Origin of the sequence: Alcaligenes faecalis (assembly GCF_002443155.1) — a bacterium.
Taxonomy (GTDB): Bacteria; Pseudomonadota; Gammaproteobacteria; order Burkholderiales; family Burkholderiaceae_B; genus Alcaligenes; species Alcaligenes faecalis.
In genome coordinates this window covers 3,554,735-3,580,845 of the sequence record NZ_CP023667.1, presented here as the reverse complement: position 1 = coordinate 3,580,845, position 26,111 = coordinate 3,554,735, and the positions used below count along the sequence as shown (strand labels likewise).

Sequence of the window (26,111 nt, the reverse complement as noted above, 5' to 3'; positions counted from 1 at the left end):
GATAAATGAGCAAGAGTATCGAGCTTTCTCCCGGCGCACTGACTTTGGCACAGCTGCGCCAAATCTGGCAGGAACCGACTGTTCTGACTCTGCCGCCAGAGGCGATTGGTGCCATGGATGCGTCCTCGGCCATTGTGGCCAAGATCATCCGCGAAGGTAATCCGGCTTATGGCATCAATACCGGCTTTGGCAAGCTGGCTCAGCAACGTATTCCGGACCACGATCTGGAGCAATTGCAAAAGAACCTGATTCTGTCGCACTCCGTGGGGGTGGGTGAGCCGGTATCCGATGCAGTGGCCCGCTTGATCATGGCCATGAAAATTGCCAGCTTGGCGCGCGGCTTTTCGGGCATACGCTCGCATGTGGTCACGACCTTGCTGGATATTCTGAATGCGGGGGTGGTGCCGTTTATTCCGTCCAAAGGCTCTGTAGGCGCATCGGGCGATTTGGCGCCTTTGTCGCACATGACCTTGACGCTGATCGGGGAAGGGCAAGCCAAGTGGCAGGGTGAATGGATGCCGGCCCAGCAGGCTTTGGCCAAGGCGGGTATCACCCCGATTGTGCTGGCCGCCAAGGAAGGGCTGGCGCTGATCAATGGCACGCAAGTGTCTACGGCCCTGGCGCTGAATGGCTTGTTCCGCACCCAGACCTTGTTCCGTAATGCGATTCTGGCCGGTGCCTTGAGTGTGGACGCTGCCAAAGGCAGTGATGCGCCTTTTGATGCGCGTATCCATGAGGTGCGTGGACAGCCAGGGCAGATTTACGCGGCCCGCCTGTATAGGGAGCTGCTGGCTGGCAGCCAGATTCGTCAGTCGCACCGGGACAATGACAACAAGGTGCAAGACCCCTACAGCTTGCGTTGCCAGCCCCAGGTGATGGGTGCGATTCAGGATCTGATCACGCAAAACGAACGTACCTTGCTGACCGAAGCCAATGCTGTCACGGATAACCCGCTGGTGTTCCCCGGCAAAAATGGCGAGCCGGATCAGGTGATTTCTGGTGGCAACTTTCATGCCGAGCCAGTGGCGTTCGCAGCTGATGGTTTAGCTCTGGCGATTGCTGAAATTGGTGCCTTGGCAGAGCGCCGAGTCGCTTTGTTGATTGATGCCAGTATTTCCGGCTTGCCACCGTTTCTGGTCCCATCCGCAGGCTTGAATTCAGGCTTCATGATTGCCCATGTGACCGCGGCGGCTCTGGCTTCGGAAAACAAGTCGCTGGCACATCCTGCCAGTGTGGATAGCCTGCCTACTTCCGCTAACCAGGAAGATCACGTCAGCATGGCAACCTTTGCGGCGCGCCGGCTGGAAGACATGACACAGAACACGGCTGCGATTGTGGCGATTGAGTTGCTGTGCGCGGCACAGGGCATTGATTTCCATGCGCCTTTGCTGACTTCCGAGCGCTTGAAGAAGGTGCAGGATGTGATTCGTCAGGCCGTTCCTTTCTACGATCAGGACCGTTATCTGGCTCCCGATATCGAGGCTCTGAAAGCCCTGGTGCTGGACGAGAGCCTGGCAGCGACGGCGGCTGATCTTTTCTAGTTTTCATGAAGTACTGCTGATTGTTTTTGTCTCCACGAACTTGTCCCTGGCCTGGATCACCAAGCCGGGGATTTTTTTGCTTCACGACGACCCCAGCATTGCATTTCTCTGGACTACGCCCTGCTGACATAAGTCCACGGTGAACACGACGGCTACTGCGTCCCCTACGTAGGCAGGCACGGTATCTGCTATCGAGCGACGGCCTGTATTGCCAACTGAGGCGTGCCAATCAAGATGGATATAAAGCTCACAAGTCACATGGCTGTGGCGATGTGTATGCGCTATGTTCATAAGGAGGATAAACCTGCGTGGGATGCGGCTGCGTTGGTGGCGACTTAGCTGTTCCACGGCAAGAGATTGATAAGTATGCCCGATACGGGTATAGTTTGGAGGTCGATATGACGCGCGTCCTCAAGCGCAAAGACTTTGCACGATGGCAGGCGGCCGAGAAGCTGCCTGATATTGCCTTGTGCAAGGCGGTTCAGGAGATGGAAAGCGGTCTGATCGATGTGGACTTGGGTGGCTCCTTATACAAGAAGCGGGTAGCTCGTCCTGGTGGTGGCAAAAGCGGCGGCTATCGCAGCTTGCTTTCAGCCAGAATAGGTAGCCGTTATGTGTTCCTGCATGGTTTCTCCAAGAGCGAGAAGGGGAACATCACGCAGGATGAGAAGAAAGCGCTGCAGTTTGTCGGTAAGTTGTTCTTGGGCTTGGCCCCTGAAGCCTTGTTCAAGGCATTGCAGGCTGACGTGTTATTGGAGGTGCATTGTGAGCAAGATCATCGAATCGCTGCGCGGCGATCTGGCGACGCTCCAGGAGGCAGGAGCGATCGACAAGGTGACGATGCGCGAGTTTGACGCGATTTGTCCGCCGCCAGTTCGGGAGTTCGATGCGGTCGACATCAAGCGGCTGCGGGAAGGCTTGAAGTTCAGTCAGCCAGTATTTGCGCTTTATTTGCATACCACGGCATCGACCATACGCAAGTGGGAGCAAGGTGAAACCCGCCCTGCTGGCCCGGCGCTCAAGCTGCTGAACATCATTGCCGACAAGGGTTTACAGGCCATTATCTGATTTTTTTGTACTTACGCCTTGTTCAGTAGACTGCTCAATGCTTTTTTATAAGCCGCAAATGCCGCTTCTTCCTGTGGATGATGGCCCTCTGTCACACAGGCTCTCCCGCTGACGAATACATCACGAATCGGGTTGGCGTGGGCGCGTTCGGAAAAGACCAGGGCTGACAGCCAATGCTGGCTATCCAGCCCCGCCAGACTGGGGTGCTCCAGATCAATCACCATTAAATCTGCCTGATGGCCGGGGCTGAGTTGCGCGCTGGCTCGTCCTGAAGCTTGCGCGCCACCGTGTGCGCAGGTCTCGAACAAGTAGTCCGCCACAAAAGGCTGTTGGGGCGAAGCCAGTACATTGCGTTGCTGGTTGATCAATCGTTGACCATATTCCAGCAAGCGTAGTTCGGCACGCCAGTCTACGCAGATATGGCTATCCGAGCCTATGCCCATACGTCCTTGCTCGGCCAGAAAGGCGGCGGCGGGGAACAGGCCATCGCCCAGATTCGCCTCGGTGGTCAGGCACAAACCCGCTACGGCACCGCTGCGGGCAATTTGCTGGCGCTCCTGCTCGTCGATATGGGTGGCGTGAACCAGGCACCAGCGTTCATCCACATTGAAGTTGTCGTACAGATAGGCAACCGGGCTGCAGCCCTTGATGTTCCCGCACGCCAGCACTTCGGCCATCTGCTCGGCAATGTGGATGTGGATCGGGTGGCGCGAGGGCAGGCTGTGCAGGCCGTCGATCAGGGTATTGATGGAACCGACATTGGCGGCACGCAGGGAGTGGGGCGCAACACCGTAACGCCGGTCTGCATTCAAGGGATGGCTGTTGTGCAAGGACTCCAGCAGGTACAGCAACTGCGTGGGGCTGTTCAAAAAGCGCTGTTGATCCTGACGCGGCGCCTTGCTGCCGAAATCGCTGTATTGGTACAGCACGGGCAGCATGGTAATGGCCAGCCCGCTGGCGCTGGCCGCTTCCATGACACCTTGGGCCAGCAGGCCTATGGGCGCGTAATTCTGACCGTCGCGCTGGTGATGCAGGTAATGGAATTCACACACGCTGGTATAGCCCGCTTTCAGCATTTGTATATAGAGCCATTGGGCAATGGCCTGCATGTGCTCGGGCTCCAGGCGGGCAGCGAAACGGTACATCAGGTCGCGCCAGCTCCAGAAGCTGTCCTGGCCTTGCCCGCGAAACTCGGTCAGCCCGGCCATGGCACTTTGAAAGGCATGTGAATGCAGATTGGGCATGCCCGGCAATACAGCACCCTGCGCTGTGTGGACGGAGCCTGCCGCGTCTATATCCTGCTGGCTGGCGTCGGGCAGAACGTCTGTCAGTGTGCCGTGCTGGTCCCAGCGCAGCAGCACATTGGCTTGCCACTGGCCGTCCAGATAGGCCCAAGGGGCCCAGAGTGCTTCATATTGCCGGGGGATGCTCATGGTGATTCCTTACGTAGGTCGCGGCTGATGCTGCCTTGGTACACGACCAGGGCGCAGCGTGGCAGGCCCAGCCAGTAGACCAGCTCGGGCAGAGAGTCGATATCCCAGGCGACAAAGTCGGCGCGGGACCCGATGCTCAGTTCACCGCTGATGTCCGGGGCGCCCAGGGCCTGGGCGGCATGGCGGGTGACGCCTGCCAGAGCTTCGGGAACGGTCAGCCTGAAGAGTGTGCTGCCCATGTTCAACATGAGCAACAGGGAAGCACAGGGGGAAGTGCCGGGGTTGCTGTCAGTGGACAGAGCCATGGGCACGCCGTGTTTGCGTAGTAGTTCAATCGGGGGGAGCTGGGTTTCGCGCAGAAAATAGTAGGCTCCGGGCAGCAGGACGGCCACGGTACCGGCTTTTTTCATGGCGATGACGCCTGCTTCATCCAGATATTCCAGATGATCGGTGGACAGGGCCTGGTAGCGTGTCGCCATTTCCGTGCCGCCCAGATTGGATAACTGCTCGGCATGCATTTTGACGGGCAGGCCCAGGGCTTGAGCTGCTTTCAGGACGCGCTCGGACTGTTTCAGATCAAAGGCAATACGCTCGCAAAAGACGTCAACCGCATCGATCAGCCCTTCTTGTGCAAGGGTGGGCAACATTTGATCGCAGACCAGATCCAGGTAGGCATCGGTTTGCCCGGCAAATTCGGGGGGCAGGGCATGGGCGCCTAAAAAGGTGCTGCGCACCGTGACCGGACGCAACTCACCCAGACGGCGGGCGACGCGCAGCATTTTGCGTTCACTGTCCAGATTCAGGCCGTAGCCGGATTTGATTTCAATCGCGGTGACGCCTTCGTCCAGCAAGGCATCCAGACGGCGCAGGGCTTGGGCCAGCAATTCGTCCTCGCTCAGGGAGCGGGTGGCTTTGACGGAGGACACAATGCCGCCACCCTGGCGGGCGATTTCTTCATAAGAGGCCCCGGCCAGCCGCAGGGCAAATTCCTGGGCGCGGTTGTCGCCGTAAACAAGATGGGTGTGACAGTCGATCAGGCCGGGGGTCACCCAGCGATTTCCCAGCTTGTGTTCGTGGGCGGGGTGTTGCCACTGCACGGGAAGGTCATGACGTGGGCCCATCCAGGCGATACGGTCCGCCCGTACGACCAGGCAGGCATCTTCGATGACGTGCTCGGGGTCGGCGTTGGGGGCCAGGCGTAAATCAGTCCAAAGTGTGTGGCTCATCATTTCATTCCGTGGGAGCGATATAGGCGTAGACCAGCGGGGCATCAGCATGGTTGGCCTGCAGTTGCAGCGACAAGGGGGCGGGGGTCTGGCCGATCAAGGCTTGCCCGGTGTCCAGGGTCCAGCTGTGTGCCTCGGCCTGGAGCTGATAGCCGCCTTGCGGTGCATACAGAAAGTGTGTGCCAGCAGCCAGGCTTATGGAGTCGTTCCGCCCTTGCCATGCTTGCAAGCTGCCTTGGGCCCGGCCTCGACGCAGCATCAGGTTCAAGTCCTGTGTCGGCCCTAGTGGTAACAAACAGGCCATTTTGTCCTCGCCGGCGAAGGCGTAGGGCTGGAACGGATGCAGCACATGGATATGTTGGTCGTGAATCAGCTGCATGTTGTCGCCCTCGATCAACATGATGTGTCGGTCTATGCCGGGAAAGCGGGAAAAATCGCCGGAGGTCTGAATCTGGGCCAGGCTGATGCGCCAGTCAAAGTGTTCGTAGCCAGCATGTTGAGGATGGCACAGCACTTCGCGCGTGGTGCCGCCACCATTTTTCCAGGGCTGCGCGGGCAGGCTGCTGATGTTCAGCAAGCGAAACAAAGTGGCAGGGTGGGGATCGCTCATGGTGGCATGGCTCCGGGCGGATTTTTAATTGTATATACAATAGCCGAGTATAGACAAAGCGCGACGATTGCCTTGACGGGCGAGCCGTTTTTTCAGGGTAAATCCCGAGCATAAACCCTTTGGCTACTTGCGCTGCAAGCCGCTTGGTGGCAAGGTATACGCTAATAAACTCGCGTCATAACTCATTCAAAGGTGCAGGATGCCTGGTTTCTCCGGCATCCTGCGTTCATTGTTGCAAGCTGGAAAGTTTGCATTTGAAGTATTTAATCGTTCTTCTTCAGGACTTTTCCGAATCATGGATACCCTCTCGCAGTCTTTTACCTTTTCCCAACGTGCCCAGAAACTGAGTGGCTCCGCAATTCGTGAAATTCTCAAGGTCACTGCGCGTCCCGAGATTATTTCCTTTGCGGGTGGTCTGCCCACGCCAGTTGGCTTTCCTGTCGAGGAAATGCAAAGCGCGTTCAACAAGGTATTGAGCGAGCAGGGCCGTGTGGCGCTGCAATACACCACGACGGAAGGCTATCTGCCCCTGCGCCAATGGCTGGCAGAGCAAATGAGCGCCGAAGGCGCCCCTGTGGACGCCGACGAAATTTTGCTGGTGAACGGTTCGCAGCAAGCGCTGGACATGCTGGGCAAGCTGTTTATTGACGAAGGCAGCAAGGTGCTGGTGGAGTCGCCTACTTACCTGGGCGCCTTGCAGGCTTTGTCTGTGTACGATCCGTCTTTTGTGGCGATTCCTACCGATGGCCAGGGCATGATCCCCGAGTACGTGTCGGCTCCTGAAGCCATGGGTGCCCGTCTGCTGTACGCACTGCCCAACTTCCAGAACCCCACCGGCCTGCGCCTGCCTTTGGAGCGTCGTCAGGATCTGGTAGAGCGATGTGCTGCCGCGCATATCCCGATCGTCGAGGACGATCCCTACGGTGAACTGCGTTACGCTGGCGAGCGTCTGCCCAGCCTGCTGTCCCTGGGCCGCAAGGCCGGTGCCACCGTGATACGCCTGGGGACCTTCTCCAAAGTGCTGGCTCCCGGCCTGCGCCTGGGTTACATCGTGGCTCCTGCCAAGATCATCGACAAACTGGTGCAGATCAAGCAGGCCACGGACTTGCACACGTCTACACTGACGCAGATGGCGGTTTACGAAGCCGTACATAACGGTTTTCTGGAACAGCATCTGCCCAAAGTGCGCGATATTTACCAGAAACAGTGCGCCATCATGCTGGACGCCATGGACAAGAACTTCCCGGACACGGCCCAATGGACCCGTCCTGAAGGCGGCATGTTCATTTGGGTGACCTTGCCCGAGCACGTGGATGCCACGGCCCTGTTGCAAAAAGCGATTGAAAATCTGGTAGCTTTTGTGCCTGGCGAGCCCTTCTACGCGGGCAAGGACGTCAAGCGCAATACCTTGCGCCTGAGCTTTGCCACCGTGCCTGAGGAAAAAATTCGCGAAGGCATCGCCATCTTGGGTAAACTCATCAAAGAAGCCTGATGGCTGTTTGGCAGGCAATGGACGCAGACTGATGGTCTGCGTCTTTTCATGCGCTGGCTGGGCCAGCGTTGTGGTTTTCAAGGGCCGCCCATCCAGTTTTCTGTGCTCCAGGAGCATGGGCACGTTCCCGGAATCCACCGCATACCCTCTGCCAGAGGGTATGCCTGTTTTCAGTCTATGGCCCAAGGCCTGGATTTAGGTTTTACCTCTATGACATCTCCATCCGCTTCGGAATCCTCCCCGCGCCCTGATCTGTCCGATATGCGCCCCAACAATGATTGGGTGGCCCGCTATCTTCCCGCTTCTTGGGGGCCGTATGCCCGCTTGTGCCGGCTGGACCGCCCCGTTGGTACGTGGTTGACCCTCTTGCCCGCCCTGGCCGCTCTGGTGCAGGCAGCAGACGGTATTCCTACCTTGTGGCGTGTGGTGATCTTTTCCCTGGGTGCCTTGTTGATGCGCGGCATTGGCTGTTGCTTTAACGATATGGCGGACCGTAATTTCGACCACCAGGTTGAACGCACCCGTTTCCGGCCCCTGACCAGCGGCCAGCTCACCATGCGCAAGGCCGTGATTTTCGTGCTGGCGCAGATGGCTGTGTGTGCCTTGCTGCTTTTTGCCATTAATGAGTACAGCCGCTGGCTGGCGCTGGCCCTGTTTCCCATTGTGATGATCTACCCCTTGTGCAAGCGCTTTACCTACTGGCCACAAGTGGTCCTGGGTATCTGCTTTAACTGGGGCATGCTGATGGCCTGGTCCGACACGCAGAATATGGTGCCTTTTGGCGCCATCCTGATGTGGGTGGGCGCGATTTTTTGGCAGGTGGGGTACGACTCCATCTATGCCTATATCGACGTGGCTGACGATACCAAGCTGGGCCTGCACTCCACGGCCCTGCGTTTCCGCGAGGCAGGCAAAACCTGGATCAGCGGTTTTTACATCGCCGCGATGGCCTGCTGGCTGGTGGGCGGTTTTCTGCTGAACGAGCGGATTTTGTACTACGTGGTGATGGCAGTGATTGCCATTCATCTGCTGTGGCAGATGCGGCACTTTGACGTGCGGTACCCCGAGCGGGGCCTGCGTCTGTTCCGCGCCAATATCTGGGTTGGTGTGTTGCTGGTGGTAGCCGCTTTGGCGGGCACCATCAGTCTGGCTTGAAACGCGTTCAAGCAATTTACCTAAAGCTTTAAAGGTTTGAAGAATGGCCTCTCCTCTTGAATATGTTGCAACGGCGCTCTTTGCCATTGCCATCGTCCACACCTTCTCGGTCCCGGTGTTTGCGCGCCTGGCCAACAAGGGCGGCAATCATGCCGGCTTGTGGCATATGTTGTCCGAGGTCGAGGCCGTATTTGGCGTCTGGGCCTGTGTGCTGGTGGCCTATATGGCCGTCTTTGTGGATTTGCAGTCGGCCATCGAGTATCTGGAAGGCCGCAACTTCACCGAGCCCATGTTTGTGTTTGCCATTATGGTGGTTGCCGCCAGCCGCCCGATTCTGGAGTTGGTGAACAAGACGGTGTCGGTGCTGGCACGTGCGCTGCCCATGTCGGACAAGATTTCCACCTACTTCATCACAATTTCCGTGGTGCCTTTGGCGGGCTCCCTGATTACCGAGCCTGCAGCCATGACTTTGGCGGCGCTGCTGCTGCACAAAGCCTATTTCCGTCACCAGGGCCATGCCGGTTTCAAGTATTTGACGGTGGGCGTGCTGTTTGTGAACGTCTCCATCGGTGGTGTGCTGACGGCCTATGCCGCACCTCCCGTTCTGATGGTGGCCAGCACCTTTGGCTGGGATACTTCCTTTATGGCAACGCATTTTGGTTGGCGCGCCGTTCTGGCCGTACTGATCAATGCCACCTTGGTGACTCTGGTTTGCCGTAAGGCCTTGCTGGAAATGGGGCAGGGCATGCCCGAGTCTGGCCAGACCCAGCGTTCGGTGCCCATTACCGTCATGGCCATTCACGTGGCTTTCCTGGTGGCGATTGTGCTTGGTGCGCATCACCCCATTGTGTTCATGGCTTTGCTGATGCTGTTCATTGGCTACGCCCACTCCTATAAGCATTACCAGAACCCCTTGCTGGTGCGCGAGGGCCTGATGGTGGGTTTCTTCCTGGCTGGCTTGGTGGTGTTGGGCGGTTTGCAAAAGTGGTGGTTGCAGGATCTGCTGGGCGGCTTGTCGCCCACCGTGCTGTTCTGGGGCGCAACGGCGTTGACCGCCGTGACCGACAATGCTGCCCTGACCTATCTGGGCTCTCTGGTTGAAGGCACCTCGGATATCTGGCGCTACATGCTGGTGGCCGGTGCGGTAACGGGTGGTGGCTTGACCGTCATTGCCAACGCGCCTAATCCGGCGGGTTTCTCCATTTTGAAGGGCAGCTTCCCGGACGGGGCTATTTCGCCCCTGCGTTTGCTGATCAGTGCGGCTGTCCCGACCCTGATTGCCGCCTGCCTATTTTTGATTTGATCCGGATGGCCGCCTGGCGCGGCCCGTCTGGCTGAGGCAAAGTTCAGTGCGATTGAACGCCAAAAGGGCTAAAATCACGGCAGAAGTGCCCCTGGGCACTCTTTGCGGGTTCTGTTTGAGCGGGTCCCCAGCTTGAAATTTGCTGGTATCGACCCTACTTATTTGTCTCTCGAAGTTTGTTTCGGCTTTTTGTTAGGATGAGTCGTGCCTATCTATGCGTATAAATGCAGCTCGTGCCAATACGAAAAAGATGTGCTGCAAAAAATGTCGGACCCCGTTTTGGAGGTCTGCCCAGAATGTAATCAGCCTACCTTTACCAAACAGGTTACGGCGGCTGGCTTTCAGCTCAAGGGTACGGGCTGGTATGTAACGGATTTTCGTAACCAGGGTGGCAGCAAGCCGGCGGATAGTGGCTCTACGTCCACACCCGCTGCTTCGACGACACCTTCTTCCTCATCGTCCAGCTAACACCATTCCCTATGCGCCCCTTCAAGCGTTATTTCGTCACTGGCCTGCTCATTTGGGTGCCCTTGGTCATCACCGTCTGGGTGCTGACCTTGTTGATCGAAACGCTGGAGAGCGTCGTGCCGGAGTTTCTGTCTTCGCAGGCCCTGTTCGGCCTGCGGATTCCCGGCTTTAGAATTGTGCTGGTGCTGGCAGTCTTGTTTGGTACGGGTTTGCTGGCGGCCAATTACCTGGGCCGTGCCGTTGTGGATCGTTGGGAATTGCTACTTGGGCGTATTCCTTTGGTGCGTTCCATTTATAATTCCGTCAAGCAAGTCAGTGATACGGTGCTGGCACCCGATGGTCAGGCGTTTCGCGAGGCCGTTCTGGTGCAGTATCCCAGAGCGGGTTCCTGGACCATTGCCTTTTTGACCGGTACGCCGGGCGGACAAGTGGCGCAGATACTGGGCGAGGACTTTGTCAGCGTCTATGTGCCCACCACGCCCAACCCGACTTCCGGTTTTTTCCTGATGATGCCTCGGGCGGATGTACACAAGCTCGACATGACAGTGGATGCGGCGCTTAAATACATCGTATCCATGGGAGTGGTCAGCCCTACCGAGCCGATCGCTTTGCCCCCTGTTTCTGACCAGCCGGAGGGTCCTGAAGGGACACCCCCCTTGGCTGGAACCTGAATTTTCCAATTTGCAGTTTTTACTATTTCGGAGTCATCCTAGATGCGTACGTGTTATACCGGCGAGGTTTCCAAAGAATACCTGGGCCAGACGGTCAATTTGTTTGGCTGGGTACATCGTCGCCGCGACCACGGGGGTGTGATTTTCATTGATCTGCGCGACCGTGAGGGTCTGGCGCAGGTTGTCGTCAACCCTGACAACGTGCAGGCCTTTGAAGTGGCCGAACGTATCCGTAATGAGTACTGCCTGCGCATTACCGGCCGCGTTCAGGCTCGTCCTGAAGGCACGGTCAATCCTGATCTGCGCTCGGGCGAGATTGAAATCGTTTGCGACGAGATCGAAATCCTGAACGCTTCGGTCACGCCTGCTTTCCAGCTGGATGATGACAATCTGTCCGAAACCACGCGTCTGACGCACCGTGTGCTGGATTTGCGCCGTCCACAGATGCAGAACAACCTGATGCTGCGCTACAAAGTGGCCATGCAGTCCCGTCGCTACCTGGACGACCTGGGTTTCATCGATATTGAAACCCCCATGTTGACCAAGAGCACCCCTGAAGGCGCTCGCGACTATCTGGTTCCCTCGCGTGTGAACGCAGGCGAATTCTTTGCACTGCCCCAGTCGCCCCAGCTGTTCAAGCAAATGCTGATGGTGTCGGGCTTTGACCGCTACTACCAGATCACCAAGTGCTTCCGCGACGAAGACTTGCGTGCTGACCGCCAGCCTGAATTTACCCAGATCGACTGCGAAACCTCCTTCCTGAACGAAGAGCAGATTCGCGATATTTTTGAAGGCATGGTCACGCACATTTTCCGTACTGTGCAAAACGTGGAACTGCCCAAGTTCCCCACCATGAGCTGGACTGAAGCCATGCAGCGCTACGGTTCGGACAAGCCTGACCTGCGCGTCAAGCTGGAGTTCGTGGACGTGGCTGACCTGATGCGTGAAGTGGACTTCAAGGTCTTCTCTGCACCGGCCAACGACCCATCCTGCCGTGTGGTTGCCTTGCGCATTCCTGGTGGTGGCGCCATGCCCCGCAGCGAAATCGACGCCTACACCAAGTTCGTCGGTATCTACGGTGCCAAGGGCCTGGCTTATATCAAGGTCAACGATGTGACCTCGATCCCTGAAGGCCTGCAGTCGCCTATCGTCAAGAACATCAACGTTGAGGTTCTGAAGCAGGTGATGGAGCGCACGGGCGCCCAGAACGGCGACCTGATCTTCTTTGGTGCTGACAAGGCCAAGATCGTGAACGACGCGATTGGTGCCCTGCGTATCAAGATCGGTCACAGCGAATTTGGCAAGGCCAACGGTCTGGCCGAAGACGGCTGGAAGCCTCTGTGGGTGGTGGACTTCCCCATGTTCGAATACGACGAGGGCGAAAACCGCTACTTTGCTGCTCACCACCCCTTCACCAGCCCCAAGGACGGCCACGAAGACCTGCTGGAAACCGATCCCGGCAAGGCCTTTGCCAAGGCCTACGACATGGTGCTGAACGGTTGGGAAGTGGGTGGCGGTTCGGTCCGTATCCACCGTGCCGACGTTCAGAGCAAAGTGTTCAATGCCTTGAATATCGGTCCTGAAGAAGCACAACTGAAGTTCGGCTTCCTGCTGGATGCGCTGCAATACGGTGCGCCTCCACACGGTGGTCTGGCCATGGGTCTGGATCGTCTGGTCACCTTGATGGCTGGTGCCGATTCGATCCGTGACGTGATTGCTTTCCCCAAGACACAACGTGCTCAGTGCTTGCTGACCCAGGCCCCATCGGCTGTGGACGAGCAGCAACTGCGCGAGTTGCATATTCGTCTGCGGGCTGTTGAAAACAAGTAAGTCAGATGGGGGGACGGCGTGTCAGTGATTCGGGTAGTTAGCTACAACATTCACAAGGGCCGCTCGGCTTCGGGCAAACGGGAGTCTTTGGCGGATCTGCGTCTGGGGCTTTACGGGCTGTCTCCCGACTTGTTGTTTTTGCAGGAAGTGCAAGGGCGTAACCAGCTGCAAAGCAGCCTGGACGCCCAGCACGAATCGCTGGCTGCTGCCTTGCGCATGAATACGGCTTACGGCTGCAACGTGGTGCGTCCCCATACGGACCATGGCAACGCCTTGTTGTCGCGCTTTCCCATTTTGCAGTACGAAAACCAGGACATCTCCGACCATCGCATGGAACAGCGCGGTTTGCTTCATGCGGTTGTGGATGTTGGCGGCCGTCCGGTGCATTGCATTGTGGTGCACCTGGGGCTGTTCAACAGTGGTCGGGTGCGTCAGGTTCAGGCCCTGCTCGATCGCATCAAGCGCATTGTCCCTGCGGACGAACCTTTGCTGATCGCGGGCGACTTCAACGACTGGAATAACCGCCTGGCGCCTATCTTTGTGCAGCAATTGAATCTGTATGAAGTGTTTTCCTTCTCGCCTCGTGGTCAGGCCGATAACCGCTTCCGTTTGCGTCAGCCCATCAAATGGCTGCGCACCATGCGCAAAAGCGGGCTGGTCGTGCCGGATCAAGGCATTCAGCTGGGCGTGAATGGTGCCGCCCGCATGACGCCACCTCCCCGCACCTTCCCCGCCGCCTTCCCCTGGCTACGTCTGGATCGTGTCTATCAGCGTGGTTTTGCGGTGCGTAATGCCCGTGTGCTGGTGGGTGAGCCCTGGAAGCAATTGTCCGACCACGCCCCCATCCTGACCGAGCTGGAGCTGCCTTAAAGGGCATTCAGTGGTTTCCTAACGCATAGGCCTAGCAAGCATGCCGAGTCTGAAGCGCGATCCACTTTGGCACGAAGGTAATCAGATCACCTTGCTGCAAAACGGCCAGGAATTTTTTCCGGCTATTTGCAAGGCGATCGACCAGGCCAAAAAGCGCCTGCACCTGGAAACCTACATTTTCAACCTGGATGACAGCGGCAATAGTGTCCTGGATGCCTTGCGTCGGGCCTGCGAGCGGGGTGTGCGCGTCCGCGTGGTGATTGATGGTTTTGGCAGTGATGTGCATGCCTTGCAGATTGCCGAACAGCTAAAGGCCATGCGTGCCCGCTACCGGATTTATCGCCCCAAGCCCCAAGGCTGGCGCGAACCGCGCTTGTCTTTGCGACGCCTGCGCAGGCTGCACCGGAAAATGCTGGTGGTCGATGAGCGCATTGGCTTTGTCGGTGGCATCAATATTCTGGATGACTTTGATGATGTGCCCTTGATCAATGGCGAGGGCAGGCCGCGTTTTGATTTTGCCGTGCGTTGCGAAGGGCCGATTGTGGATGACATGGTGCGGGCTCAGCAGGCTTTATGGCTGCGTATGGCCTGGCGCAGACGCAAGGATTGGGACAGCTTCACCCAGCGTTTTACCTTATGGCGTGAATGGCGCAAGCGCCGTCAGGAACGCAAGAAGGCAGAGCAGGCCGGCCAGGTTTTTGAAGGCATACGGGCCAGTTTGCTGCTGCGGGATAATGTGCGCCATCGTCAGCAAATTGAGCAGGCCTACTTGCAGCTGCTGTGCAAGGCAAAGGAGCAGGTCATTTTGGCCAATGCCTATTTCTTTCCGGGGCGCACCTTGCGCCGTCGTATTGAACAGGCCGCGGAACGGGGCGTGCGGGTGCGCTTGTTGCTGCAAGGCCATGCTGAATACTTCCTGCAATATCGGGCCTGTAGATTCATGTATGGACAACTGCTGGATCATGGCATCGAGCTGTACGAGTACAAGGCCAGCTATTTGCACGCCAAAGTGGCCGTCATTGATGACTATTCCATGGTGGGTTCGTCCAATCTGGATCCGTTCAGCCTGCTCCTGGCGCGTGAGGCCAATGTACTGATTCAGGATCAGCCGTTTACCCAGAACTTGCAGGCCAGGCTGGAGTACGAGATCGAGCACAATGCCGCGCGAGTCTACCCGGAGCAGTATCAGCGTCTGGGTGTATTCAGCCGGCTGGTCGATTACCTGGCCTATGGTATGTTGCGCCTGGGCGTGCTACTGACGGGTAAATCGTCCTTGTATTGAGGACAATCCTGTACGTTGTGCGGGTCTTTACCCATACAAGGTGCCGCCAGCCGGGCAGCACCTTATAAAATACTCTCTATACTTTAAGAGTTTGGTCCCGAAGGACCGAGTTTGCCGTAACCATAATTACTTTTATCCGGAGGGTGGACCACATGAAAACACGTGCAGCTGTTGCCTGGAAAGCGGGCGCACCGCTAACGATTGAAGAGGTCGATCTGGCAGGTCCCAAAGCGGGCGAAGTGCTGGTCGAGATCAAGGCGACGGGCATTTGCCATACCGATTACTACACTCTGTCTGGCGCGGATCCAGAAGGTTTGTTCCCAGCGATTCTGGGCCATGAAGGTGCAGGCGTGGTGCTGGATGTGGGCGCTGGCGTGACCAGCCTGCGTCCCGGCGATCACGTGATCCCTCTGTACACACCCGAGTGCCGTCAGTGCAAATCCTGCCTGTCGCGCAAGACCAACCTGTGTACCGCCATTCGCTCTACCCAGGGCAAGGGCCTGATGCCCGATGGCACCTCGCGCTTCTCCATTGGTGGCAAGCCTGTGCACCATTACATGGGCACATCGACTTTTGCCAACCATATCGTGGTGCCAGAAATTGCCTTGGCCAAGATTCGTAGCGACGCACCTTTCGACAAGGTGTGCTACATCGGCTGTGGCGTGACCACAGGCTTGGGTGCTGTGCTGTTCACCGCGAAAGTGGAAGCGGGTGCCAATGTGGTGGTCTTCGGTTTGGGCGGTATTGGCCTGAACGTGATACAGGGCGCCAAGATGGTCGGCGCTGGCAAGATCATTGGCGTGGACATCAACCCCGAGCGCGAAGCCATGGCTCGCCAGTTCGGCATGACCGATTTCGTGAACCCCAACGAGGTTGAAAACGTGGTGGACCACATCATTCAACTGACAGACGGCGGCGCGGATTACTCCTTTGAATGTATCGGCAACACCAAGGTGATGCGTCAGGCGCTGGAGTGCTGCCACCGCGGTTGGGGCCAGTCCATCATTATTGGTGTGGCCGAGGCCGGTGCTGAAATCTCCACCCGTCCGTTCCAACTGGTCACAGGCCGTGAATGGAAGGGCTCCGCTTTTGGTGGCGCCCGTGGCCGTACCGACGTGCCCACGATTGTGGACTGGTACATGGATGGCAAGATCAATATCGACGATCTGATCACCCACACCTTGCCGCTGGAGCGCATCAACGAAGGCTTTGACCTGATGAATGCCGGTAAATCCATCCGTTCGGTGGTGATGTACTGATAGACGTCGCTTGAGGAGGGCGCAGGCAGCCGCCTGCACCCTTTATCCCGGTTCCAGAGTCCGTGGCCGCCCTTGGGCGTGACACAGGATGTGGGCCGGATCTGCAATTGAGAACAAGAGGGGGCTATGACTCAGACACTGGAACTGCTCAACGAACACCGCTGTTTTAATGGTTGGCAGCGCTACTACCAACACGCTTCGCAGACAATTGGCCTGCCCATGCGTTTTTCTGTGTATATGCCGCCGCAACTACAGGCTAGCGCCCAAAAAGGGGCCGCCAGTCTGGCAGAGGCCATCGGGCAAGGCCGTGTGCCTGTGCTGTTTTTCCTGGCAGGGCTGACCTGCACGGAAGAAACCTTCATGATCAAGGCCGGTGCCCAGCGCTACGCTGCCGAGCACGGCATCATGCTGGTCACTCCCGATACCAGCCCGCGTGGCGCGGGTGTGGACGGGGAGGAGGAGGGCTGGGATCTGGGAACTGGCGCCGGTTTCTATCTGGATGCCACTGAGCCTGGCTGGAACAAGAATTACCGCATGGAAAGCTATGTGACCCAGGAGCTGTTTGATCTGGTCACGACCATCCTGCCCGGCGACGCCAGCCGTGTGGGTATTTTTGGTCATTCCATGGGCGGCCATGGTGCCTTGACGCTGGCTCTGCGCCATCCTGGCAAGTACCGCTCCGTGTCGGCCTTTGCGCCTATTGCTGCGCCAACCCGCTGCCCCTGGGGCGAAAAAGCATTTGGTGCCTACCTGGGTCAGGATCGCCAGGCTTGGGAACAACATGACGCCAGCGTCTTGATGGCCAAGGCCAGCACACCGTATCCCGCCGGTATTCTGGTGGATCAGGGTTTGAGCGACGGTTTTCTGGCCGAACAACTGTATCCGGAAGTATTCGAGCAGGCGTGCGAGCAGGCCAAACAGCCTTTGACCCTGCGCCGTCACGATGGCTATGACCACGGCTACTACTTCATCTCGACCTTCATTCAGGACCATCTGAATTTCCACGCCGAGCGACTGTGATCGCTGGATAAACAAGGTCGCACTTTGTTATTTTCAGGTGGGCATGAAGGCGTTACTCTCAGGCAGCCACGTTTTTTTTTTGCCTGTTTGTGGCGTTCTGCCCACCGATTTGCAGCAGTTTTCCCCCAAGTAGTGAACTTTTTCTTGCTGCGACGCTCTTATTCCTGTATTCGAAATTTTTAGCACTCCAGACCATCGAGTGCTAAACTCAATGATTGTTGAAATACGTTTTCTGCGGTTTGAGGGCCTGGTTTAGTGCTCTCGCCGGCTGACCTTTGAAGGATTTTCCATGACACAACAAGCGAACGCTTTGGCCCTGACGTCTGGTAATGAACTCGTCGCCGCCGTGTCTAATCCAGGCGCACTGGGGACGATCGAAGCGTATATTTCTGCTGTTAACCGCCTGCCCATGCTCAGCGCTGAACGCGAGACCGAGCTGGGTCAACGCCTGCGCGACCAGGATGACCTGGATGCTGCGCGTGAACTGATTTTGTCGCACCTGCGTCTGGTGGTCTCCATTGCCCGCCAGTACCTGGGTTACGGCTTGCCTCATGCCGACCTGATTCAGGAAGGTAACGTGGGCCTGATGAAGGCCGTCAAACGCTTTGACCCCGATCGCGGGGTGCGCCTGGTGTCCTTTGCCGTGCATTGGATCAAGGCCGAGATCCACGAATATGTCGTGCGCAACTGGCGCATGGTGAAAGTGGCCACGACTAAGGCCCAACGCAAACTGTTTTTCAATTTGCGCCGCATGCGTCCGGACGGACAAACGCTGGATACGGCTCAGGTAGACGCGATTGCACGTGAACTTGATGTGCGTCCACAGGACGTCAGCGAGATGGAAGTGCGTCTGTCCGGTCACGATATGGCCCTGGAAGCCCCGGCCAACGACGACGATGACAACTTCGCGCCTATTTCCTACCTGTCCGACGAAGGGCACGAGGAACCGACACGCGTGCTGGAGCGTCGTGCCCAGGACATGCTGGAAGGCAGTGGCCTGGAAGAAGCGATCGACACGCTGGACGAGCGTTCGCAGCGCATTGTGCGCGCCCGCTGGTTGCAGGACGATGGCGGTGCCACCTTGCACGATCTGGCCGCCGAATTTGGCGTGTCGGCAGAGCGTATTCGCCAGATTGAAGTGGCGGCATTCAAGAAGCTGCGCGTCGCTTTGGCGCCAGCGGCTTAAGTCGTTTTAAAGAGTTACAACTTTTCGGGGAATCCGAAGAACTTAAGCTGATCTTCGCGGACTAAACAATACATTTGCTGATTTTTGCCACCTATGCAATTCGGCATTTGCGCATCCGCTTCGGCTTCTCCTCTTCCCCTCCCTTTTGAAGCGGATGTTTACGGGACACCAGCTAGGTGTCCCTTTTTTTGTCCTGATTTTTCAGCTGTTTTGCCTGCCGAGTCAGCCCGATCCAGCAGGCAAAATCGATCAGAAGGTCAAAGCGGCACGCAGCCAGACGGTGCGGCCAGGATCATTAAAGCGGCTTGCTGCGCCAAAACCAAAACCACTGTTCCCGGCCAGATTCAGGTGTTCGCCGTAAGTCTTGTCGAACACATTATCCACACCGGCCGTCAGCGACAGATTACGGTTGATCTTGTAGCCGCCATACAGCGACAGGGTGCTGAAGCCACCCGTAGGCCCGAAGTCGTAACCCACCACATTCCCTTGCCCCTGTGAATAGCGATTTTGCTTGGCCACAATGCGCCAGACACCGCCTGCAGACCAGGGGCCTTGCACATAGTCCGCCGTCAAACGCACATCCAGCGGGGGCATTTGCGGCAGGGCGCGGCCATCCGTACTGTTGCGGCCCCAGGCATAGGCTAGGCTGCCGCCCAAAGTCCAGTTGGGCGTGGCTTTCCAGTCCGCTCCCAATTCCCCACCCATGATGCGGGCCTTGACGTTTCTGGCCTGGGTTTTCGTGCCCATCATGCCGCCGGGCAGGTAGTCGAACAGGATGTAATCCTGAATCTGGCCAATATAGGCAGAGGCCCAGGCCGAGACTGTTTCATCCTTGTACTGCGCGCCAAAATCCAGCTGTGTGGTTTTTTCAGGCTGAATGCCCAGGAAGGCACTGGCGCTGCCTTGCGGGCCGCTGGCCGGGGAAATCAGCTCCCAGTAGTCCGGCATGCGCTGCACATGGCCAATACCGGCGTACAGACTCAAAGGCAGGGAATCCAGATCATGCTCGATACGCAGGAAGGCACTGGGCAGGGTTTCCTTACGGCGCTCGTTCGCGCCGGGGTTGGGCTTGCTCATCATGCCGCTGCCCAGGCTTGGGCGCAGGTCACGGGCGCTGGCCCAATCCAGACGTGCACCACCAATCAAACGGCTGGCGTCGTTCAAATCCCAACGGGCTTCGGTGAACAGGCCAATATTGTCGAACTCGGCATCTTTCACCCAATCCTGATCGCGGTAATCCTGCATGCCCATGCCACTGCGTTTGCGATGGCGGCTGCGCATCAAATCAGCACCTGTGGTCAGGGTCAGGTCTTCGCTCAAGGCCCAGTCCATGCTGAGACGGCCGCCCCAGGTCAGGCGATCCACATTGGAGGCCATAGGCATGGACATGCCACCACCCGGTTTGAAGGTGCGCAGCCCGTAGTTGTCCATAACGTGATCGGCGTAGTTGTAGTAGAGCTGGGCCTCCACATTGCGCAGCACGCCTTCGTGCATATCCTTCTTGAAACGCAGACCCAGGGTTTCACGCTTGAATTTCGTACCATCCATGCCACGACCGGCGTAGCGGGCATAACCGTCACCCGTACCTGCGCTTAACTCCAGCAAGGTATCGGCATCCGGTGTCAGGCCAATGGCGACGTCTGTATTCCACTTTTTCCAGCGCGAGGGCACACGTTCACCATCCCCGTCCTTGTAGTCCTGTGCACGATCTTGATTGGCGGTCAGGCGGGCATAGTAAGAGGCATTGCCAGCAGCAAAGTCCACATTGCCTGCGTGACGGCCAGCCGAGCCGCCCAGAATACTGGCGTCCAGCGTGGCATCGTTTTCGGTAAAGCCGGGCGCTTTGCGCTCGAAACGTACCGTTCCGGCAGAAGCCCCTGGGCCCCAGCGCACGCTTTGCGGGCCTTTGATGATGGTCAGTTCATCAAAAGACTGGGGCGAAATGTAGGAGGTCGGCGCATCCATGCGCGACGGGCAGGCCCCGGGCATGGAGCTGCCATTGGTCAGTATGTTCAGACGCGAGCCAAACATGCCGCGCAGTACCGGGTCCCCGTTGCTGCCGCCATTACGAATGGCGGCAAAGCCAGGAATGGTTTTCAAGTAATCCGTGCCGTCGCTGGCCGGCAAAGGCAGGCGGGGCAGTTTGGGGTTGGTGCTGAACTGCAAGGGGGATTCTGGAGCCACCCCGGTCACCACAATGGGGCTCAGTTGTTCAATAACGGTGGATTGGGCCAGGGCAATAGAGGGCACGCAGGCCAGCACACCGGCGCTGATCAGGCCGGGGTTTATTAATTTCTTCATGACTAAATTCCGAAGAGCAGCCGTCGTCCAGCGGCAAACCCGCTTGGGCGATAGCAACAAAGGATAAAAGGCGTAGCGACAGGGCCGAACGCGGGGAATCAGGCAGGAAGAAGAGAGGGCGGGGCGCGTTGCCCCACTGGCGGGCCACGAATAAAGGCCTGTGCCAGGGCGGGGCTAAGAGGGGGAAGCAGGAAGGGCCGGAAATGGCCCAGGCTCAAGGGCGTGACGACCGCAACAGGAGCCGGTGTCAGCGCGGCTTGCAGCATGACAAAGAAGGGACAGGTCGCGCTGGTGGTGGCCTCGTCCGAATGGGCGCTGTTGTCCTCGCCTAACAAGGCCGCCCAGTGCTGAATCATTTCAGGTGGCAGGCTTTGTCCTGAGGGCAGACAGAAGGCCAGCGCATAACCCTGATCGGTCTGCTTGGGCATATAGCCCGCAGGCACCATTCCGCGTAGCACCACCGCCAGCAACAACAAGCACAGGCCCAGACGATGGGGCCAGTGTGTCGCTGTGAGGAAGGTGCGCGGAAAATTCATGATGCGAAAGTATAACGAGTTATGTCAGAGACGAATTTGCGCTGGCGCAGATTTTGGCTTGCTGCCGTATCACCATCCATTTGTGTTTCTGACCGCGGGCCCGGAGGCCAAAAAACGTAAATTTTGCGAGAAAAAGATAATTCGGCGGCTGTAGGTCGGGAAAAAGGCGCTATTCTGATTCATGCGGAAAGCGGGGGGATTTTCCGTGCCGATCTGGCTTGCCCATGCCTGAATGCGTATGCACATGCCGATCGACTCAATGCCGATGACAAAGGATGTCGCGATGCAGATTGGGCAGTTTGTTTTTGGATTGGCAGGCCTGCTAGGGCTGGTTGCCTTTATGCCGCCTTTGGCTGGACGCTTGCGACTGCCGTACTCCGTACTTCTGGCCCTGATCGGCTTTGCACTGGGTATCTTGCTGCATCTGCATGCCTGGGCGCCCAAGATGGTGTCGGACTTCCTGAATACCTTGCAGGCCTTCGACATCTCCTCCGAGACCTTCCTTTACGCCTTCCTGCCTATCCTGCTGTTCGAGACATCGCTGGCCATGAACTTGCGCCGCCTGCTCGACGATATAGGCGCCATCCTGATGATGGCTATTGTGGCCGTGGTGGTCTGTACCTTTGCGGTGGGTTACGCCCTGAACGCTGCTTCTTCCTATGGGCTGGTGGTTTGTCTGATGCTGGGCGCAATTGTGGCCACCACTGACCCAGTCGCTGTGGTGGGCATCTTCCGTGAAGTGGGCGCACCCAAACGCTTGTCCACGCTGGTGGAAGGCGAAGCCCTGTTCAACGATGCGGCTTCAATTGCCTTGTACTCCGTGCTGCTGGCCGTGCTGACCGGCGGTGGCGAGTTAAGCGGCAGCACCGTGCTGGGCAGCTTCCTGTTCAGCTTTTTAGGCGGTGGTGTGGCGGGCTTCCTGATGGGGCGTCTGGCTAGCGGCCTGTTCGTGCTCTTGCGTGGCTGGCCGGCGGCTGAAGTCACCTTGACGATTGCCTTGGCGTATCTGGCCTTTTTTGTGTCCGAGCACTATCTGGGCGTATCGGGTGTGGTCGCCACGGTGATTTCCGGCTTGGTGGTGGGCTCCACGGGGCGTACCCGCATGTCGCCTGCGACCTTCGAGCTTTTGAGCAGCTCCTGGACGCAGATGGGCTTCCTGGCCAACTCCCTGATCTTCTTGTTTGCTGCCATGCTGATTCCGCGCCTGATGGCCGAAATCACCTGGACGCAGATTGGCCTGGTGGCCTTGCTGTTTGTGGTGACCTTGCTTGCGCGGGCCGTCATGGTGTTTGCCGTACTGCCTTTGCTGGGGCGTACCCGCTTTGGCACCCGAGTCAGCCGCCCCTATCGGGTGGTGATTTTATGGGGTGGTCTGCGCGGCGCTGTCTCCCTGGCACTGGCCTTGGCCGTTACGGAACAGCATGCCATTCCGCATGATGTGCGCCAGTTCATCGGTGTGGCGACGACGGGCTTTGTGTTGTTGACCTTGTTTGTGAACGGGATCAGTTTGCGACCCTTGATTCGTCGTCTAGGCCTGAACCAACTGACACCGCTGGAACGTCATTTGCGCGATCAGGCGGTGAGTCTGGCCCTGGAAGAACTGCGCGACAAGACGGAGGAGTTGGGTCGGCAAGAGCAGATCAAGCCACAGGTTATCGAGCGCCTGTGTACGGTCTTCGATGCCAGTCAGGCCGGTGTGGCGTCCGGCCAGATCCAGAGCCTGACCGAGGCGCAGAAAGTGAAAATGGGCATGGCGATTCTGTCGGCCCGCGAGGTGGAGCTGTTTTACGAGCTGCTGAAATCGCAGATTGTGGATTGGAAAACAGCCGAGTCCTTGTTGAGCCGCGCCGAACGCATGAACGATACGGTACGTCTGGCTGGCTTGGCCGGTTTCGAGGCCGCCATTGCCAATGATCTGCGCTATTCCCGAGGTTTCCGGTCTGCTTTGCGCTTGCACTATCTGTTTGGCTTGCAGGGGTGGCTGGTGCGGGAACTGGACAAGCGTTTCTCGAACCTGATCGCCAAGCGCTCGGTGGCCCAGCGTCTGATACGTTTTGCCGAAACCGAATTGGCCCCCTTACTGGGCCAACAGGCCACAGGCACGATTGTGCAGGCCCATAAGCTGCGCCTGTCTCAGCTGGAAGATGCCTTGCATTCCTTGACGCTGCAGTACCCGGTGTTTGCGCAGTGGTTGCAGGAGTCCTATCTGGCACGAGTGGCGGCTGCCCAGGAACGGGCACACTACCGCACCATGCTGTCGCATTCGCTGATTACCAGCGAAATGTACGCCGATCTGGTCAAACAGATTACGCAGCGCTGGCGCTATCTGGACGAGCGTCCCACGTTGGACATGACCATGAGTGCGATGGAACTGATAGCCCAGGTACCCATGTTTGACGGTATTTCCGAGCAGGCCAAGAAAGACCTGTCACGACGCTTGCGCCCACGTCTGGCTTTGCCGGATCAGAAAATCCATCTGCGCTATGGTGGCATGCGCGTCATGTTCTTTGTGGCTTCTGGAGCCTTGGAAATTACCTTGCCGGATGGCAGCCTGGTGGAGTTGGGTACAGGGCAGACAATAGGCGAGGTAGGAGTGCTGGAGCATAGTGACTATGTGGGCACCGTCCGATCCTTGGGTTACAGTCGCCTGCTGATGTTGACCGAGCGCGACTTCGACACCTTGCGAGGCAAAGACCCGATCTTCAGTGAAAAGATCGAGGCGGTTGTGCGCCAACGCCAGCGTGCCTACCAGGTCTGGCAGGAGTTCGAGTCCGGCCAACGTCAGCACGAAGCGTTGCCACCGCTGTTTGGCTTGGCGCATGCCTTGAGTGAAGCAGAAAATTTTGTAGGGCCGCCCTTGCCACCCAAGCTGGTGCAACAGACAGAGCCTTCCGAGGCGCAGACGTAAAAAAAAGCGAGCCAAATCTGGCTCGCTTTTTTAATGCGGGGTCGGTCAGATCAAACGCACCCAATGATCCAGTAGCAGCGCCCCAAAAAGGACGGCCAGATAAATAATGGAAAAGCGGAACAGCTTGCGGGACAGCTCATCGCTGTAGTTGCGGTGCAGTTGATGGGCGTATTGAATGAAACGTGCGCCCAGCAAGATCGCAGCCACTAGATACAGCACACCACTCATGCGGATGATGAAGGGCAGCAGGCTGGAAGCCATCAGGATGTAGCTGTAGAGCAGCACATGCAGCGTCGTAAAGGTTTTGCCGTGGGTGACGGGCAGCATGGGCAGGCCGGAGCGCTGGTAGTCGTGCTGACGGTAGAGCGCCAATGCCCAGAAGTGCGGGGGCGTCCAGATGAAGATGATCAGCACCAGCAGCCAGGCTTCAGCCGGTACGGCATTGGCAATGGCGGCCCAGCCCAGGGCAGGGGGCATGGCACCGGACAAACCACCGATCACGATGTTCTGTGGGGTCAGGGGTTTGAGGATCACGGTATAGATCACCGCATAACCAATGAAGGTGGCCAAGGTCAGCCACATGGTCAGCGGATTCACCCAGTAATACAGCACCAGCATGCCCATGCCGCCCAGCAATCCGGACATGGCCAGGACTTGGGGCGGGGTAATGGTGCCGCGTGCCGTACCGCGCCGAGCGGTACGCAACATGCGGGCATCAATCTGGCTTTCGATCAGGCAGTTGATGGCAAAGGCGGCAGCCGCCAGCATCCATATGCCCAGCGTGCCCGCGACCACGGTGCCCGGATCGGGCAGGCCGGGAGCAGCCAGAAACATGCCGATAACGGCACAGAAAACAGCCAGCTGGGTGACTCTGGGTTTAGTCAGTACCAGATACTGGCGCAGGAGTGAGGCGGGAGCCAGGGTAGCGGTGTTTGTCATACTGTATTCCTTGGGGGACAGTCGACTTGCGGGAAAGCCGTACCAACAGGGTGACGCAGCATAAAACGAGACCGGCAGCTCCCCCATTATGCAGGACGGCAATCAAAAGAGGCCATTGGAAAAAGATCGTGGTTAACCCCGTGATGAGCTGGGCGAGCAGCAGCAAAAGGACCAAAGTTGCGGGGCGACGCAATATGGGATCGGCGCGTAATTTCCACGCAACGGAACCCAGAACCAGAAACACCAGAAAGGCCATATTGCGGTGAACCCAATGGATGGCGATCAGCGCGGCCTGGGAAATCATTTCACCGGAAGGCAGCTCGCCCAGCGCGCGGAACAGCGAGAATCCGCCGTGCAGATCCATCTCGGGTATCCATTGGCCGTGGCACTGCGGGAAGTCCATGCAGGCCAGCGCAGCGTAGTTGGTGCTGACCCAGCCACCCAAACCAATCTGAAAGGTCAGCAGGAGAAATGCGCCGATCAACCAGGGTCGCCAGCGGCGGGTTACCGGGGACACAGGCGGCCCGGGGTTCTCGCGTACCGCCAGCCAGGTCATCAAGGCCAGCACGCTCATGCCGCCCAGCAAGTGGGTGGTGACGATAATGGGCATCAGTTTGTGGGTCACGGTCCAGGCGCCAAAGGCCCCTTGCACGCACACCGCCAGCAAGGTGAATAGAGCCAGGCGTGCCGAATGGCCCAGCGTATGGCGGTGCCGCCATGCCATCCAGACAATGGCAATAATCAGCATGCCCAGGGCCGCGCCTACATAGCGGTGGATCATTTCAATCCAGGCCTTGCCCCAGCTGACCGGGCCATAGGGCATGGCTTGATAAGCTTGTTCGATATGTGCGCCCGCGCCCAGCGGCGTGAGCTTGCCATAGCAACCGGGCCAGTCCGGGCAGCCCAGACCGGAATCTGTCAGGCGCACAAAAGCGCCAAACATGATCAGGTCCAAAGTCAGGAACCAGGTCAGGTAAACCAGCTTGCGGTAGCGTTGGCGGATATCGGCCATA

At 57.9% G+C, this 26,111-nt stretch carries 21 protein-coding genes and 1 pseudogene; 15 read left to right on the top strand and 7 right to left on the bottom strand.

What is annotated here, in order from left to right:
- Nucleotides 1–5: 5 nt before the first annotated feature.
- The 3 genes and pseudogenes from hutH (at nt 6) to CPY64_RS16630 (ending at nt 2,609) form a co-directional block, all read left to right on the top strand.
- A complete protein-coding gene (gene hutH / locus CPY64_RS16640) occupies nt 6–1,541 on the top strand; it encodes a histidine ammonia-lyase (protein WP_042485489.1) in 1,536 nt (511 codons plus the stop codon).
- A 398-nt stretch (nt 1,542–1,939) separates the two neighbouring features.
- Nucleotides 1,940–2,320 (top strand): annotated as a pseudogene (locus CPY64_RS16635) (type II toxin-antitoxin system RelE/ParE family toxin); the annotation flags it as partial.
- Nucleotides 2,307–2,609: a helix-turn-helix domain-containing protein gene (locus CPY64_RS16630; RefSeq protein WP_042485492.1), complete on the top strand. Its 303-nt coding sequence runs from the start codon at nt 2,307–2,309 to the stop codon at nt 2,607–2,609. The pseudogene CPY64_RS16635 and the gene CPY64_RS16630, both read left to right, overlap by 14 nt.
- A gap of 11 nt (nt 2,610–2,620) precedes the next feature.
- Here CPY64_RS16630 and CPY64_RS16625 read toward each other — a convergent pair whose 3' ends face one another.
- From CPY64_RS16625 to CPY64_RS16615, 3 genes are read right to left on the bottom strand one after another with little or no spacing between them, the layout of a single operon-like run.
- Nucleotides 2,621–4,042 carry a formimidoylglutamate deiminase gene (locus CPY64_RS16625; protein WP_080723766.1) on the bottom strand — a complete coding sequence of 474 codons (1,422 nt, stop codon included), beginning with the start codon at nt 4,040–4,042 and terminating at the stop codon, nt 2,621–2,623.
- On the bottom strand, nt 4,039–5,268 hold the full coding sequence (gene hutI / locus CPY64_RS16620; RefSeq protein ID WP_042486071.1) for an imidazolonepropionase: 1,230 nt from the start codon (nt 5,266–5,268) through the stop codon (nt 4,039–4,041). The genes CPY64_RS16625 and hutI overlap by 4 nt, the downstream gene beginning before the upstream one ends.
- Before the next feature lie 4 nt (nt 5,269–5,272).
- A complete protein-coding gene (locus CPY64_RS16615; protein ID WP_042485494.1) occupies nt 5,273–5,878 on the bottom strand; it encodes a HutD/Ves family protein in 606 nt (201 codons plus the stop codon).
- 295 nt (nt 5,879–6,173) lie between these two features.
- On the opposite strand from CPY64_RS16615, the gene CPY64_RS16610 reads away from it, so the two are divergent.
- The 11 genes from CPY64_RS16610 (at nt 6,174) to rpoH (ending at nt 18,414) form a co-directional block, all read left to right on the top strand.
- A complete protein-coding gene (locus CPY64_RS16610) occupies nt 6,174–7,370 on the top strand; it encodes an aminotransferase-like domain-containing protein (protein ID WP_042485496.1) in 1,197 nt (398 codons plus the stop codon).
- A gap of 210 nt (nt 7,371–7,580) precedes the next feature.
- Complete coding sequence (ubiA, locus tag CPY64_RS16605) at nt 7,581–8,525, top strand: 4-hydroxybenzoate octaprenyltransferase (RefSeq protein ID WP_042486074.1); 945 nt, start codon at nt 7,581–7,583, stop codon at nt 8,523–8,525.
- Nucleotides 8,526–8,568: 43 nt separating this feature from the next.
- Nucleotides 8,569–9,828, top strand: a complete 1,260-nt coding sequence (locus CPY64_RS16600) for a putative Na+/H+ antiporter (RefSeq protein ID WP_042485500.1) — start codon at nt 8,569–8,571, stop codon at nt 9,826–9,828.
- A gap of 264 nt (nt 9,829–10,092) precedes the next feature.
- Nucleotides 10,093–10,296 (top strand): FmdB family zinc ribbon protein, encoded by a 204-nt coding sequence (locus CPY64_RS16595; protein ID WP_332840192.1) that lies wholly within the window; start codon nt 10,093–10,095, stop codon nt 10,294–10,296.
- A gap of 11 nt (nt 10,297–10,307) precedes the next feature.
- The gene (locus CPY64_RS16590) at nt 10,308–10,967 is read left to right on the top strand and encodes a DUF502 domain-containing protein (RefSeq protein ID WP_026483570.1); all 660 of its coding nucleotides are present in this window, start codon (nt 10,308–10,310) and stop codon (nt 10,965–10,967) included.
- A gap of 42 nt (nt 10,968–11,009) precedes the next feature.
- Entirely contained in the window at nt 11,010–12,797 is a 1,788-nt protein-coding gene (gene aspS / locus CPY64_RS16585) for an aspartate--tRNA ligase (RefSeq protein WP_042485503.1), read from the top strand.
- A gap of 18 nt (nt 12,798–12,815) precedes the next feature.
- Nucleotides 12,816–13,667, top strand: a complete 852-nt coding sequence (locus tag CPY64_RS16580; RefSeq protein WP_042485507.1) for an endonuclease/exonuclease/phosphatase family protein — start codon at nt 12,816–12,818, stop codon at nt 13,665–13,667.
- A 40-nt stretch (nt 13,668–13,707) separates the two neighbouring features.
- Nucleotides 13,708–14,949, top strand: a complete 1,242-nt coding sequence (gene clsB / locus CPY64_RS16575; protein ID WP_042485509.1) for a cardiolipin synthase ClsB — start codon at nt 13,708–13,710, stop codon at nt 14,947–14,949.
- A 152-nt stretch (nt 14,950–15,101) separates the two neighbouring features.
- Nucleotides 15,102–16,208 (top strand): S-(hydroxymethyl)glutathione dehydrogenase/class III alcohol dehydrogenase, encoded by a 1,107-nt coding sequence (locus tag CPY64_RS16570; RefSeq protein WP_026483572.1) that lies wholly within the window; start codon nt 15,102–15,104, stop codon nt 16,206–16,208.
- 126 nt (nt 16,209–16,334) lie between these two features.
- On the top strand, nt 16,335–17,228 hold the full coding sequence (gene fghA, locus CPY64_RS16565) for an S-formylglutathione hydrolase (protein ID WP_042485512.1): 894 nt from the start codon (nt 16,335–16,337) through the stop codon (nt 17,226–17,228).
- A 289-nt stretch (nt 17,229–17,517) separates the two neighbouring features.
- Nucleotides 17,518–18,414 (top strand): RNA polymerase sigma factor RpoH, encoded by an 897-nt coding sequence (gene rpoH / locus CPY64_RS16560; protein WP_009457472.1) that lies wholly within the window; start codon nt 17,518–17,520, stop codon nt 18,412–18,414.
- A 249-nt stretch (nt 18,415–18,663) separates the two neighbouring features.
- Here rpoH and CPY64_RS16555 read toward each other — a convergent pair whose 3' ends face one another.
- Both CPY64_RS16555 and CPY64_RS16550 read right to left on the bottom strand, forming a co-directional pair.
- Nucleotides 18,664–20,715: a TonB-dependent copper receptor gene (locus CPY64_RS16555; RefSeq protein ID WP_042485519.1), complete on the bottom strand. Its 2,052-nt coding sequence runs from the start codon at nt 20,713–20,715 to the stop codon at nt 18,664–18,666.
- A 98-nt stretch (nt 20,716–20,813) separates the two neighbouring features.
- Nucleotides 20,814–21,251 carry a DUF2946 family protein gene (locus CPY64_RS16550; RefSeq protein WP_042485524.1) on the bottom strand — a complete coding sequence of 146 codons (438 nt, stop codon included), beginning with the start codon at nt 21,249–21,251 and terminating at the stop codon, nt 20,814–20,816.
- A 283-nt stretch (nt 21,252–21,534) separates the two neighbouring features.
- Here CPY64_RS16550 and CPY64_RS16545 point away from each other — a divergent pair, with 283 nt between their 5' ends.
- Nucleotides 21,535–24,159: a cation:proton antiporter gene (locus CPY64_RS16545; RefSeq protein WP_042485528.1), complete on the top strand. Its 2,625-nt coding sequence runs from the start codon at nt 21,535–21,537 to the stop codon at nt 24,157–24,159.
- Nucleotides 24,160–24,204: 45 nt separating this feature from the next.
- Here CPY64_RS16545 and cyoE read toward each other — a convergent pair whose 3' ends face one another.
- Both cyoE and CPY64_RS16535 read right to left on the bottom strand, forming a co-directional pair.
- Nucleotides 24,205–25,098: a heme o synthase gene (cyoE, locus tag CPY64_RS16540; RefSeq protein ID WP_042485530.1), complete on the bottom strand. Its 894-nt coding sequence runs from the start codon at nt 25,096–25,098 to the stop codon at nt 24,205–24,207.
- Nucleotides 25,037–26,110: a COX15/CtaA family protein gene (locus tag CPY64_RS16535; RefSeq protein WP_042485534.1), complete on the bottom strand. Its 1,074-nt coding sequence runs from the start codon at nt 26,108–26,110 to the stop codon at nt 25,037–25,039. Before CPY64_RS16535 ends, cyoE begins: the two co-directional genes overlap by 62 nt.
- Nucleotide 26,111: the final 1 nt, after the last annotated feature.